The sequence below is a fragment of the Pseudomonas sp. 20P_3.2_Bac5 genome (assembly GCF_025466035.1).
In the GTDB taxonomy this organism is placed as follows: Bacteria; Pseudomonadota; Gammaproteobacteria; order Pseudomonadales; family Pseudomonadaceae; genus Aquipseudomonas.
In genome coordinates, this window is the sequence record NZ_JANLOA010000131.1 from 1 (window position 1) to 13,153 (window position 13,153).

The window sequence follows — 13,153 nt, forward strand, 5'->3', positions numbered from 1 at the left end:
AGGGCCAGGCCCCGGTTTTCTGTCAGCGTTCGGCTCAAGCCTTCGGCGTGACCCGATCGGCGGTCATCGCGGCTTGCGCGTCACCGTTTTCGATCATCAGTTGCTTCAGACCCTGCGGGAAACCAGGGAATGGCGCGTCGAAGCGGAACTTGGAATGGCTCATCAAGCCACCCGCCTTCTCTACCGCCGCCTGACTCCAGCTCACCTGATAAGCGCTACCAGCGATCGACTCCAGGTCAATGTTGACCAGGAACAGCGCATGCATCGGAGTAATGCCGGCGTAGTCGGCCGCATCGAGGTCAGCGCCCGCGGCAACCAACCCGTCGATGAACTGCGGGTTCTTCTTCATGCAGTAGTGCAACGCGGTCTTGCCCTGGTAGTCCTTGGCGTTGACGTCCTGATTAGCGGCAAGGCTCAGCAGGCGCTCATCGGCACTCGTGTTTTCGCGGAAGCCCATGAACTTGGCCGAACGGCACAGCAGGTGCAGCGGGGTGTTGCCGTACAGATCGACCTGCTTGCCCGCCGGCTCGGCGGCCAGGCGCAGGACGTGGTCGGCGGAGCAGCTCAGTTCATTGGTCATGCAGCGCATCAGGCGGTTCTGGCCGTTGAACGACTGCTTGGAGGCATCGGCGCCCAGCTTGATCATCAGCTCGTAGGCGTTTTCCGCGACACGGTGAATCGGCCGGTTGCCGTACTGATCAAGGGGTGCGTTGATATCGACCTTGCTGTTGGTCAGCAGGTATTCCAGGCCCTGCAGGTCCGCCACCTCGTTGGCGTAACCCTGTTGCCGGCCTTCAAGCATCTTCGCCAGTTGGTAGTTCTCGCCGTCGTTCAAGCTGCGCTCGTAGACGTTGGCCTTGCCGTAGGTGAAGGTGGTCAGGGTCTTTTCGCTGTCGTTGACGATGTCCTGACGCTCTTTGACCGTGCCTTCCGGGAACGGCGCGCGGAAGTAACTAAGCTGCTCGCCATCGCGCTTGCCATTAACGTAGTTGTTCACCTTGGCAAGACGCGAAGTACCGTCTTCGAGTTGGTAATACTCTTCGCTGCGACCGCTGAGTTCGCCGGCCTTGTAGGCCTTGCGCACGCCGATGACACCGGAAGGGAAATACACCTCGCTGATGCCCTCGAGCTTGCCGCTGCCGTCGGTGGCGTAACGCTCGACGCCGCGCAGCACTTGCTTGCCCTCGACGATTTGCCAGGCCTTCTGCTCGCCAACGGTCTTGCGGTGGTTCGGCGTACCCGGATCATCGATCTTCGCGGTCTCGCGCAGGCTGAAGCCGGTGGCGCAGTCGAAGGTGGTGTCGGTGCGCACACCGCTTTTCACCACAATGGTCATGGACGGCTTCTTCTCGTCGCCCTTGCTGGTGCAGTACACGGTCGACGAACCGGTGAATTCGCCGGCGCGCAGTTCCAGGTCCTGGGTCAGGTTGCCCTGCTCGTCGTGAGCCACCCACTTGCCATCGGCGCGACCGTCCTTGACGCTGAATTCCAGAGTCTTCACGCCGTTTTCGGTACGGGTCACCGAACCGTTGGCCGGCTTGCCGCCATCACGCTCGGCGTAGCGGGAGCCCGGGTTGAAACGGTCACCGTCGGACGACTTGAGGTCCTTGGCGTCATAGCCACCGCAACCGGTGAGGATCAGGCCAATGGCGGCGGGCAACAGAAGTTTGCGCATGCGTTTCTCTCCGTGAATGAGCACAGTCATTTGACGCGAACCAAGGTGACGTTGAGCAGGTTGCCCTCGCCAACCACTTGCAGGCGGTTGCCGCCGTCGAGCACGCGGGCGTGGATGATTGCCTGGCCGTCCTTGTCACGGGCGGTGACCATGCCGTCGGCCTGTTCCCACTCGTCGACCACGTACTTGTCGCCTTCGATGACGATGCTGTCGGACTTGAGTACGGCCTGGCCGCCGTTGATCTGCATACCCATGACGCTGCTCTGGACCTGGAAGGTGCCTTCGATGGCGTCATTGCCGCAACCAGTCAACAGCGTGGCGGCGCACAGCAGGGAGAGAAATTTGAGTTTCACGAGGAAGCTTCCTTGTCGCGGGGTATGGGCCCGACTCAAGGTAGCGTGCCATCCACGAATGGCTGACGTTCGTCCCTGAACCCGGCGTTGGAGAGATAACGCGCCACCCACAATGATGGCTACTCAATATCTTGACGCCATTGACTTGCCACTATCGGGAAAGTTCCGATAAACGGTCAGGAAAGATGAAAAAGTTTTCATTCTGGTGGGAAAATCCGGCCCGCACGTCACCACGTCAGGGCGAGGGGCAGCCCCGAAGACGCGCGAAAAAACCGTCAGGCTTCTTCGGGGTAACTGAACTCGAAGACCCGCACCACTTCGGAGGCATGCCAGGACGCCGCAGCCATACCGTCAGACGGTCCGGAAAAGCGCCCCAGACGCTCGACGCATTCAAAGAAGCCGGTGCGCGGCAAACGGCTGGCACCTTGGCTGATCACCAGCGAGCTGCGCAGCGGCTGCTCGGCACGGGCATCCAGGAGCGCCAGGTGTTCCAGGGCGGCGGTCAGCGTCTGCATCGCCGGGCTGGGCAGTTGCAGACGTTCGAGCAGGGCGCGGTAGGTCAGCAGATGGCGCTGGCGGCGCGCGACATCCAGCTCGCCGAGCAGCCCGTCCCAGTGCTGCCGGCTGATCCGCACGGCGCTCATGACGGATCGCTCCAGCCCGGCAACCCCAGCTCCCAGGCCAGGCTGCGGCGAATCGCCGAGTCGGGCAGGCGCTCACCGCTTTCGATCATGGCCAGGTAGTGCGGGCTGATGCCAACGCTCCGGGCCAGTTGCTCCGCCGCCAGGCCCTTGGCCTGACGCAATACGGCCAGCTCGCTCAACAAAGGCAGGCTGGCCGGTTCGGAGGGTGCTTCAATGGCGGTCTGCGCGGCCGGAGATACGGCCTCCGGCTGACCCGCCGCCTTGAGTAACGCCTGATAGTGGTCCCAGGGAACAACCGCGTACTCGGGTTGACCGTCTCGGCTAATAACCTGAATAGCCATCACAACCCCCTTGTCGGACTTCTCGCATGTAATCTGTAGGCATAATCGTTATGCCAATAATATTACCAGCCAACGGGGGAATTGCAGCAGCCCGGTTTTACTCAGTGCCGGTTCTGCTCCAGGCGCAGGGCTTCCGGGGTGTCTGGCAGGCGTTCGACCACCCGCAGTTTTTCCGGAGTTTGACGCTCGCGCCAGGCACGGAAAGCGTCCAGTTCATCACTCACGGTCTTGAGCACCCAGCCCAGCACGGCAATGTCGTCGAGCAGGCCGACGCCGAGCAGCCAGTCAGGAATGGCGTCCAGCGGGCTGACGAAATACAGCAGGCCCGCCACGATGGTCACCAGCGCCTTTGGACTGATGGCCCGGTATTCTCCGCGCCACCAGGCCACGCAGAGCGCCTGGAGCAGCCGTACATCGTCCTTGAGCTGGCCCAGCCGCGGGCCTTTGCGGGCGACGGCGAACAGCAGCGCCGGCAAACGGCCGCGACTGAGCAGGCGTTCGGCCAGGGGCAGGAAGCGAGCGAAATTCCACGGTGCTTTCATGTGACCTCCAACGGCAATGCCGGAAGGTTATCCACATTAATTGTGGATAACCTTGTGAACAGAGCCTCTTTTTAGGCCCGCGAATCCCGGTGGGCAAGGCCCGGGGTTAAATCGGGCGTTTTTTACACACTTGTTTCAATGCGCAATCGTTTTGCGAAGGGCTTCACAGTCCGGCCGCAACCGCCCTTCCCGTCCCGCACAAACGACAACGCCCCGTCATGACGGGGCGTTGGACAACAGCAGCGGCCGAATTACTTGGCAGGTGCTTCCGCTGGTGCTTGCGCAGGAGCTTCTGGTGCTTCCGGAGCATCCAGCTTGGCCTGATCCTTGATGCCCAGCAGTTCCAGGTCGAAGACCAGAACCGAGTTGGCCGGGATCATCGGGCTCGGGCTCTGTGCGCCGTAGGCCAGGTCAGCCGGGATGAACAGCTTGACCTTCTCGCCAACGTGCATCAGTTGCAGGCCTTCAACCCAGCCCGGGATCACGCCGCTGACCGGCAGATCGATCGGGCTGCCGCGCTCGACGGAGCTGTCGAACACCTTGCCATCGATCAGTTTGCCTTCGTAGTGAACAGTCACCACGTCGGTCGGCTTGGGCTGGACGCCGTCGGCCTTCTCGACGATTTCGTACTGCAGGCCCGAAGCGGTGGTAACGACACCGGTCTTCTTGCCGTTCTCTTCGAGGAATTTCTTGCCAGCCGCGGCGGACTCTTCGCTCATCTTGGTCAGGCGCTCTTCAGCGCGCTTCTGCAAGGCGGCGAAGGCTTCGATCAGCTCTTCGTCCTTGAGACGCTGCTCTTTCTTGCCTACGGCGTCTTCGATGCCCTGGGCAACAGCCTTGGAATCGAGGTCGTCCATGCCTTCCTGAGCCAGGCTCTTGCCCATGTTCAGGCCGATACCGTAGGAGGCTTTCTGTGCCGGGGTTTTCAGCTCGACGCTGGTCTGCGAATCGCAACCCGCCAGGACCAGGCTAACCAGGGCAACCGCAGCCGCCAACCGATGCTGTTTCATGCTATTTCCTTGTTCATGCGCCAAAGGGGCAATCGGGTAAAGCCGCGAGAATATCAGGCGGCCACGACCAATGGCTACCGGCAATAGGAACGAGAAAAGTCCTAGAAGTTCAGCAAGATGAACAGGTCTTCATGCAAGCATCCGGCACAGGGCCAGTATGGAAGGTCCGCCCCGGGCAAATGTGCCTTTGCCGGGCTTTACGGATAGTCGCCGTCGCGGTATTGCGCTGCAACTTCACGCAACACTTCGCACAGCCATTGGGCCGGCAACGGCAGCGGCAAGGCCGCGTTGCTGCAGATCCCCACCGAGCCGCCCGGCTCGCTGACGCCCAGGTCCAGCTCGCACAACTCGCCACGGTCCAGATCGACCCGCACGGCGTCGCGCGGCGCCACCCAGATCGCATCGCTGCCCTGCACATAACGCCGGCTCAGGGCCGGTGACAGGGTTTCCAAACGCTGGCGCGGCTGCTCGATGGCGCATTGCACGAACAGGCTGTCGGCATGCTTGCGAATGGTGGTGCCGGCCAGCGGCAGCACCAAGGGATAGTCGCCGAGCTGGCTGCGCTCGATCGGCAGGCGCGCCAGCAATGGATGGCCGGGGCGCACCACCAGCGACATCGATTCGCTGTACAGGTGCTCGAACAACAGGCCCTGGATTTGCGGGCTGTCGGTCATGCGACCGATCACCAGGTCCAACTCACCGACATGCAATTGCGCCAGCAGGTGCGCGCTCGGCCCCGTGGCGACACTGACCACCAGCGCGGCATGCCGCTGGTGCAGGCGGCAGAGGGCTTCCGGCATCAGCAGGCTTTCCACGGTGGAAAGCACGCCGACCCGCACCTGCGGCGGCGCGTGTTCTTCGCCGCGCAAGGTGCTGACCCCTTCACGCAGCGCCTGCACGCAAGGCCCGGCGTAGCGCATGAAACGGACCCCGGCCGGGGTCAATTCGACGCCCTGGCGACCGCGTTCGAACAGGCGGGTCTGGAGCAGGTCTTCCAGTTCCTTGAGGGTCTTGGAAATCGCCGGCTGGGTGATCGCCACGGCGTCAGCGGCCTTGGCGAAACTGCCCTGGCGGGCAATTTCGAGAAAGCACAGGAGGTGGCGGAATTTGATTCGGGTGTCGAGGTTCATGGGTGGGGAGTTTATCGGCTTCCGAGCCTCAAGTTGCAAGCTTCAAGCCGTAAGAAACAGCGGCTGGCGTCGCCGCTGCTTTCCCCTTGCACCTTGTAGCTTGCGGCTTGCAACTGCGATCAAGCGCCAATCTCCACCCGCCCCTCATTCACCCGCACCGCCCAGACGCGCAACGCCTGCCCGTCATCCTCCAGGCAGCGCCCGTCGCGTAGAGAGAAATGCTGCTTGTACAACGGCGACGCCACCACCAGTTCGCCCTTCAGGCTGCCGATCAGGCCACGCCCGATCACATTGGCGCCAGAGCGCGGGTCATGGTTGTCCAGCGCATGCACTTCGGTCTCGGCACCTGGCACATAGAACAACGCCACCTGCGCGCCCTCATGCCATACCACCACCCCCGACTGGGCCACCAGGTCGGTTTCGGCGCACACCGGGGTCCATTGGGTTGGCGTTTGCACAGCTACGTTCGACAGGCTCATCAGAGCACCTCCTCGGTGGTCGGGATCAAATGGAGTTCAGCCGCAGCAATCGGCCGGCGCTGGCCGCGCTCGCGGACGAAATGCACGCCCGGATCGGCGCGGTGGTCGTTGACGAAGGTGCGGAAGCGCTTGAGCTTTTCCGGGTCTTTCAGGGCGTTGGCCCACTCGCATTCGTAGCGGTCGACCACATGCTGCATCTGCGCTTCCAGCTCGGCGGCAAGGCCCAGGCTGTCGTCGAGGACTACTTGCTTGAGGTAGTCCAGCCCACCCTCCAGGCTTTCGCGCCAGACCGAGGTGCGCTGCAACTTGTCGGCGGTGCGGATGTAGAACATCAGCACGCGGTCGATGAGGCGCACCAGGCTGTCGTCGTCGAGGTCGGTGGCGAACAGTTCGGCATGCCGCGGGCGCATGCCGCCGTTGCCGCAGACGTACAGGTTCCAGCCCTTCTCGGTGGCGATCACGCCGATGTCCTTGCTCTGCGCCTCGGCGCACTCGCGGGTGCAGCCGGACACCGCGAACTTGAGCTTGTGCGGCGAACGCAGGCCCTTGTAACGATCCTCCAGCAGCAGCGCCATTTTCACGCTGTCCTGTACGCCGTAACGGCACCAGGTGCTGCCGACGCAGGACTTCACCGTGCGGGTCGATTTGCCGTAGGCGTGGCCGGTCTCGAAACCGGCAGCGATCAGCTCTTCCCAGATCAGCGGCAACTCATGCAACTGGGCGCCGAACAGGTCGATGCGCTGGCCGCCGGTGATCTTGGTGTAGAGGTCGTATTTCTTCGCCACTTCGCCGATCACGATCAGCTTGTCCGGGGTGATTTCGCCGCCGGGAATCCGCGGCACCACCGAGTAGGTGCCGTTCTTCTGCATGTTGGCCATGAAGGTGTCGTTGGTGTCCTGCAACGGCACCAGCGCCGGGTCCATGATCGGCTGATTCCAGCACGACGCGAGGATCGAGCCTACGGTGGGCTTGCAGATATCGCAGCCGACGTGACCCTTGCCGTGACGTTCCAGCAGTTCGGCGAAGGTGCGAATTCCCTCGACCCGCACCATGCCGTACAGCTCCTGGCGGGTGTAGGAAAAGTGTTCGCAGAGGCTCTTGTCCACGGTGACGCCGCGGGCAGTCAGTTCATGTTCGAACACCTGCTTGAGCAGCGCCGCGCAGCCGCCGCAACCGGTGGCAGCCTTGGTGCAGCCCTTGACCGCGGCGAGGTCGCCGCAGCCGCTGTCGATGGCGGCGCAGACCGCGCCTTTGCTGACGTTGTGGCAGGAGCAGATGGTCGCCGTATCCGGCAGCGCGTCGGCGCCGAGGGCCGGGGCGCCGGCCGATTGCGGCAGGATCAGCGACGACGGATCGGCCGGCACCGCGATGCCGTTCTGCACGTATTGCAGCAGGGTGTCGTAATAGCTGTTGTCGCCCACCAGCACCGCACCGATCACCCGCTTGCCGCTGGGGTCCAGCACCAGCCGGCGGTAAGCGCTGCCGGCCTCGTCGATAAAGCGATAGCTGCGCGCACCGGGCGTGGCGCCGTGGGCGTCGCCGATGGAGCCGACGTCCACGCCGAGCAGCTTGAGCTTGGTGGACATGTCGGCGCCCTCGAAGGCGCTGAACGACTGCCCCGCCAGTGCCGCCGCGAGGTTGCGGGCCATGTTGTAGCCGGGCGCCACCAGACCAAAGACGCTGCCGTTCCAGGACGCGCATTCGCCAATGGCGTAGATGCGCGGGTCGCTGGAGCGGCATTCGCCGTCGATGACCACGCCGCCGCGCGGCGCGATCTCCAGGCCGCAACCACGGGCCAGAGCGTCCTGCGGCCGGATGCCGGCGGAGAACACGATCAGGTCGGTCTCAAGGCTCTCGCCGCCGTCGAAGTTCATGCGGTAGCGGTAGTCCTGGCCCTCGACGATCGCCTGGGTCGCCCGCGAGGTGTGCACGCCGACGCCCAGCGCCTCGATCTGCGCACGCAGGGCCGCGCCGCCTTCGCTGTCCAATTGCACCGGCATCAGCCGCGGCGCGAATTCCACCACATGGGCTTCCAGGCCGAGGGACTTGAGCGCGTTGGCCGCCTCCAGCCCGAGCAGGCCCCCGCCCACCACCACGCCGCGCCGGGCGTTGGTGGCGGCGTCGCGGATGGCGTCAAGGTCATCGAGGGTCCGGTAGACCAGGCGCGCTGCGCCTTCCGAACCCTGGATCGGCGGCACGAAGGGATAGGAGCCGGTGGCCAGGATCAGCCGGTCGTAGGGGTAACGGCCCTCGGCCGTCACCACCTCGCGGCGCTCACGGTCCAGTTCCAGCACCGTCTCGCCCAGGTGCAGTGCAATGCCATGCTCGGCGTACAACCCCGCCTCGCCCAGCGCCAGCGCCTCGGCGTCGCTGCCACTGAAATACTCCGACAGGTGCACCCGGTCGTAGGCGCGCTGACGCTCTTCGCCAAACACCCGCACCTCGAAACGGGCCAGGGCGCCGCGCTCGATCAGTTGTTCGACGCAATGGTGGCCCACCATGCCGTTGCCGACGATGACCAGCTTTTCTCGTTGTTCGATGGACGCGATGGCGTTCATGTCCGGATCCTCACGGTGCGGGGCGTACCCCGAAAAAAACACAAAAAAAGGCGCCTGGAGCCGAAGCTCCAGGCGCCTTTGCCTGGTCTTGAATCGTTATGTAGTCCGTAGCGGTGATCGACGTTGACCACCCGGGACGTTGTGGAGTTGTAAAAGCAGGGAGTGTGCCAAGTAGGGAAATCAGGGAAATTGCAGAGAAACCGTGGGGAAATCGAACCACGCTGGTGCAATTCATTCCAGAGGTGAACCCTAATGGGGCTGCTTCGCGAGCAAGCTCGCTCCTACCGAGTTGGCCCGGTTGGCCTCAATAGACATCCCGCAGATAACGCTTGTCCCGCCCCATCTGCGCGACATAGAGCGCAGCATCCTCGGCACTCATCCCACCCTGCACGGCGATCACCTCTTTCAGCGCGGCATCCACATCCTTGGCCATTCGCGCCCCATCGCCACACACATAGAAGCAGGCGCCCTCTTCCAGCCATTGCCACAACAGCGCGCCCTGTTCACGCATGCGCTGTTGCACGTAGATCTTTTCCGCTTGATCCCGCGAAAACGCCGTATCCAGTCGAGTCAGAACACCGCTCTCACACCACGCCATCAGCTCATCGCGGTAGTAAAAATCACAGGCCTCCCGCTGCTCACCGAAGAACAGCCAGTTACGCCCCTTGGCCTGCCGCGCCTCCCGCTCCTGCAGAAACGCGCGAAACGGCGCAATCCCGGTGCCGGGGCCGACCATGATCACCGGCACGCCATCATCCGCCGGCAACCGAAAACTCGCCGACGGCTGCGGGAAAATCTGCACCCTCACGTTATCGGCGCGATCCGCGAGGTAGCTGGAGCAAACGCCTTTGCGCTGACCAAAGCGCACGGCGGACATGGTCAGGTGCACCTGCGTCGGGTGCAGCTTCGGGCTGGAACTGATGGAGTACAGCCGCGGCTGCAACGGTTTGAGCAGCGCCAGACACTCTGTCTGGGAAAGGTTCAAGGGAAATTCTGCGAGCAGATCGACCAACTGCCGTCCCCAGAGCCAGTCATTCAACGCGGCCTTGTCACCGGGCAGCCCGGACACTTTGGCCAACACCTGCGGCGTGATGCGGGTGATATCCAGGTGCTCGCCCAGCGCGACAGCCAGCGGCATCGGTTCCTTGAGATTGACCACCGCATCACCGTCCAGCCCGCTGCAACGCAGGAACTCCTCCACCAGTTGCGGACAGTTGCGCGGCCAGACACCCAGCGCATCGCCCGCCTGGTAACTCAGCCCGCTGTCGCCAAGGTCAAAGACGATCTGCCGGGTTTCCTTGCTCGCCCCCGGCCCATTGAGCACGCGGTTTTCCAGCAGTTGCGCGGGCAGCGGATGGCTTTTGCCGAACGCCGGCTTTGCCACCTCGGCGACCGGCACCGGCGCTTCGGCGAGTTTTGCCGTCAGCGCCTGCAGCCAACTGGCGAAGGGCTCATCGAAATCCGGCTCGCAATCGACCCGTTCCAGCAGGCGCTCGCCACCCAGTTCAGTCAGACGCTGATCAAGTTTTCGCCCGAAACCGCAGAACTGGTCGTAGCTGGAATCGCCCAGGGCCAGCACTGCATAAGGTCGCTTCGCCCAGGCGGCGTCATCCTGCAGCGCCTGCCAGAAGGTGGTGGCGCTGTCGGGCGCTTCGCCATCGCCGAAGGTGCTGGTGATCAACAATAAGCTGGCGGCTTCGCCGACCTGCGCCGGCTTCGCCGCTTCCATGCAGTCCAGGTGCACGCTCAGCCCCGCCTCCCGCAGGTGGCTGGCGCAACGTTCGGCGAGGGTCTGGCTGTTGCCGGTCTGGGAGGCCCAGAGCACCAGGTGCGAGGGCTTTTGCTCAATCGCCGCGAGCTCGCTGCGCCCGCTGCTGGCCGGCGCCTCACCGCGGGAATACATCCCGGCCAGCAGCCCATCGACAAACAGGCGCCGCGCCGGGGCGAGGGGTGCATTGGCGGGCAGTACCGGCACTCCACCGGGCGTCGCCGCGCCGAGTCCGAGCAGGAAGCCATGCAAATACTGTTGTTCGCTTTCGGCCAGGGCCAACGCGGGGGGCGCACCCAGGCCCAGGACCTGGCGCAAGGTGTCGGTCGGCATTAGCCCGGCCTCCTTGGTAATGACGGGATTCAGTTGAAGTGCATCGATGCGCTCGCCGCTGACCCGGGTCAGCGCCACCGCACAGTGCTTGAACGCCGGTTGCAGGGAAATCGGGTCCACGGCATCGCAGGTCACAGCGTTGATCGCCAGTTGCTCGCCGTACAGGTCATTCCAGTGAAACGGCGCAAAGCAGTTGCCCGCCAGGACCCGCGCGCTGAGCCGCGCTGGCAGCACGGCCTGGCCGCGACGGGAACTGACCTGCACCTGGTCCTTGTCGGCGATGCCCAGCGCGGCGGCGTCTTCGGGGTTGATTTCGAGGAACGGCCCAGGCTCGAGCTTGTTCAGGCTGGCGACCTTGCCGGTCTTGGTCAGGGTGTGCCACTGGTGCTGGACACGGCCGGTATTGAGCACCAGCGGGTAGGACTCATCCGGTAATTCGGAAGGCGGCAGCCAGGGCCGGGCGAAGAATCGGGCCTTGCCGCTGGCGGTAGCAAAAACGATGGCCGGGCGTTGACCATCGACACCGTCGCGTGGCGTCTGGCTCAGGCCGTCATTGAGGTAGCGCAGCGGACTGCGGCTGTCGGCCCGCCCCGGCTCGCACGGCCATTGCCGCGGGCCGTCTCGCAGTTGCTGATAATCGAGGCCGCGCAGGTCGTAGCCGGTCGCCGGGTTCCAGGCATGGCCGATTTCCTCGAATACCGCTTCGGCGCTGGCATAGCTGAAACCCTCGGCGTAACCCATGGCACAGGCTACCCGGGCAATGATCTGCCAGTCCGGCAGACTATCGCCGGGGGCATCCACCGCTTTGGCGGTAAGGGTCAGGTTGCGTTCGGAATTGATCATCACGCCTTCGGATTCGGCCCACAGCGCGGCGGGAAGAAGGATGTCGGCGTAGCGATTGGTTTCGGTGTCGAGAAAAGCGTCCTGGCTGATCACCAGTTCCGCCGCGCGCAGGCCGTCGATCACCCGCTGGCGATTGGCGACGCTGGCCACCGGGTTGCTGCAGATGATCCAGCAGGCTTTCACCTCGCCCGCCGCCATCTGCTCGAACAGGCCGATGGTGCCCTCGCCGCCTTCAGCGCGCAGACTGCCCGGCGCAATGTTCCAGAGGCCTTCGACGAACTGACGATCGGCCTCGACCAGCGCCGAACGCTGCCCGGGAAGGCCGGGGCCCATGTAGCCCATTTCCCTTCCGCCCATGGCATTGGGCTGACCGGTCAGCGAGAACGGTCCGCTGCCAGGACGGCAAATCGTTCCGGTTGCCAGGTGCAGATTGCACAGCGCATTGGTGTGCCAAGTGCCGTGGATGCTCTGGTTAAGGCCCATGGTCCAGCAGCTCATCCAGTCCTTCGCCGCACCGATCCAGGCGGCGGCCTGGCGGATATCGGCTTCAGCCAAACCGGTGATTTCAGCAACCCGCGCCGGCGTGTAATCGCCGAGGAAAGCCGGCATCTCGTCCCAGCCCTCGGTGTAGCGGGCGATGAAGTCGTTATCGGTATGGCCGTTTTCGTGCAGCAGGTGCAGCAGGCCGTTGATCAGGGCGAGGTCGGTGCCGGGACGAATCTGCAAAAACAGGTTGGCCTTGTCGGCAGTGGCGCTGCGCCGCGGATCGACGACGATCAGCCGCGCGCCAGCCTTGAGCCGGTCGAGCAGGCGCAAGAAAAGGATCGGATGACAGTCGGCCATATTGGCGCCGATGACGAAGAACACCTCGGCGTGTTCAAAGTCCTGATAGCTGCCCGGCGGGCCGTCCGCGCCTAGCGACAACTTGTAGCCGCTGCCAGCGCTGGCCATGCACAGGCGCGAGTTGGATTCGATATGCCGGCTGCGGATAAAGCCCTTCACCAGCTTGTTAGCCAGGTACTGGGCCTCCAGCGACATCTGCCCGGACACATACAACGCCACGGCGTCCGGCCCGTCGCGGTCGATGATTGCGCGCAGGCGGCGGGCGGTCTGCTCGATGGCCTGATCGATGCCCAGACGCACCGGGTCGCGCTGACGCTGATCGCGCAGAAAAGCCCATTCCATGCGCCCGGACTCGCGCAGCGGCTGATGGCAGCTCAGCCCTTTGGTGCAGAGCCGGCCGAAATTGCTCGGATGCTGCTTGTCCCCGCTGACCTTGGTCACCCGGTTGTCGGTCACACTCATGACGATGCCGCAACCGACACCGCAATACGGACAGACACTGCGCACCGTCGTGCTGGTCATGGCCCTGACTCCCCTGCCTTGCGCAAAAACAAAAAGGCGCCCTGCCGCTCCGCCCTGAAAACAGGGGAAGCAGCACGGCGCCTTTGTCGTGAACGGGGCAATCGACGTTGAT

General features: G+C 63.9%; 10 protein-coding genes. All 10 read right to left on the reverse strand.

Annotated features, from left to right (window positions below):
• Positions 1-34: 34 nt before the first annotated feature.
• The gene (locus NTD88_RS25960; RefSeq protein WP_095155446.1) at positions 35-1,675 is read right to left on the reverse strand and encodes a hypothetical protein; all 1,641 of its coding nucleotides are present in this window, start codon (positions 1,673-1,675) and stop codon (positions 35-37) included.
• Positions 1,676-1,701: 26 nt separating this feature from the next.
• A complete protein-coding gene (locus NTD88_RS25965) occupies positions 1,702-2,028 on the reverse strand; it encodes a hypothetical protein (RefSeq protein ID WP_095155445.1) in 327 nt (108 codons plus the stop codon).
• Positions 2,029-2,303: 275 nt separating this feature from the next.
• Positions 2,304-2,672: a hypothetical protein gene (locus NTD88_RS25970; protein ID WP_095155444.1), complete on the reverse strand. Its 369-nt coding sequence runs from the start codon at positions 2,670-2,672 to the stop codon at positions 2,304-2,306.
• Complete coding sequence (locus NTD88_RS25975) at positions 2,669-3,013, reverse strand: multiprotein-bridging factor 1 family protein (RefSeq protein ID WP_095155443.1); 345 nt, start codon at positions 3,011-3,013, stop codon at positions 2,669-2,671. The genes NTD88_RS25970 and NTD88_RS25975 overlap by 4 nt, the downstream gene beginning before the upstream one ends.
• 101 nt (positions 3,014-3,114) lie before the next feature.
• Positions 3,115-3,555 carry a YkvA family protein gene (locus NTD88_RS25980; RefSeq protein WP_095155442.1) on the reverse strand — a complete coding sequence of 147 codons (441 nt, stop codon included), beginning with the start codon at positions 3,553-3,555 and terminating at the stop codon, positions 3,115-3,117.
• 251 nt (positions 3,556-3,806) lie between these two features.
• Complete coding sequence (locus NTD88_RS25985) at positions 3,807-4,565, reverse strand: FKBP-type peptidyl-prolyl cis-trans isomerase (RefSeq protein ID WP_262155503.1); 759 nt, start codon at positions 4,563-4,565, stop codon at positions 3,807-3,809.
• A 197-nt stretch (positions 4,566-4,762) separates the two neighbouring features.
• Entirely contained in the window at positions 4,763-5,695 is a 933-nt protein-coding gene (gene pcaQ, locus NTD88_RS25990) for a pca operon transcription factor PcaQ (RefSeq protein ID WP_095155440.1), read from the reverse strand.
• Positions 5,696-5,814: 119 nt separating this feature from the next.
• Positions 5,815-6,174 (reverse strand): nitrite reductase small subunit NirD, encoded by a 360-nt coding sequence (nirD, locus tag NTD88_RS25995; protein WP_262155504.1) that lies wholly within the window; start codon positions 6,172-6,174, stop codon positions 5,815-5,817.
• Positions 6,174-8,732, reverse strand: a complete 2,559-nt coding sequence (gene nirB / locus NTD88_RS26000; RefSeq protein WP_262155505.1) for a nitrite reductase large subunit NirB — start codon at positions 8,730-8,732, stop codon at positions 6,174-6,176. The genes nirD and nirB overlap by 1 nt, the downstream gene beginning before the upstream one ends.
• Before the next feature lie 304 nt (positions 8,733-9,036).
• The gene (locus tag NTD88_RS26005) at positions 9,037-13,041 is read right to left on the reverse strand and encodes a bifunctional nitrate reductase/sulfite reductase flavoprotein subunit alpha (RefSeq protein ID WP_262155506.1); all 4,005 of its coding nucleotides are present in this window, start codon (positions 13,039-13,041) and stop codon (positions 9,037-9,039) included.
• Between the last annotated feature and the right edge of the window lie 112 nt (positions 13,042-13,153).

Excerpts from the sequence above, each read along its gene's own strand:
- nirD (WP_262155504.1), bottom strand. The coding sequence starts at position 6,174 with ATGAGCCTGTCGAACGTAGCTGTGCAAACGCCAACCCAATGGACCCCG.
- NTD88_RS25980 (WP_095155442.1), bottom strand. The coding sequence starts at position 3,555 with ATGAAAGCACCGTGGAATTTCGCTCGCTTCCTGCCCCTGGCCGAACGC.
- NTD88_RS25970 (WP_095155444.1), bottom strand. The coding sequence starts at position 2,672 with ATGAGCGCCGTGCGGATCAGCCGGCAGCACTGGGACGGGCTGCTCGGC.
- pcaQ (WP_095155440.1), bottom strand. The coding sequence starts at position 5,695 with ATGAACCTCGACACCCGAATCAAATTCCGCCACCTCCTGTGCTTTCTC.
- nirB (WP_262155505.1), bottom strand. The coding sequence starts at position 8,732 with ATGAACGCCATCGCGTCCATCGAACAACGAGAAAAGCTGGTCATCGTC.
- NTD88_RS26005 (WP_262155506.1), bottom strand. The coding sequence starts at position 13,041 with ATGACCAGCACGACGGTGCGCAGTGTCTGTCCGTATTGCGGTGTCGGT.
- NTD88_RS25960 (WP_095155446.1), bottom strand. The coding sequence starts at position 1,675 with ATGCGCAAACTTCTGTTGCCCGCCGCCATTGGCCTGATCCTCACCGGT.
- NTD88_RS25985 (WP_262155503.1), bottom strand. The coding sequence starts at position 4,565 with ATGAAACAGCATCGGTTGGCGGCTGCGGTTGCCCTGGTTAGCCTGGTC.
- NTD88_RS25975 (WP_095155443.1), bottom strand. The coding sequence starts at position 3,013 with ATGGCTATTCAGGTTATTAGCCGAGACGGTCAACCCGAGTACGCGGTT.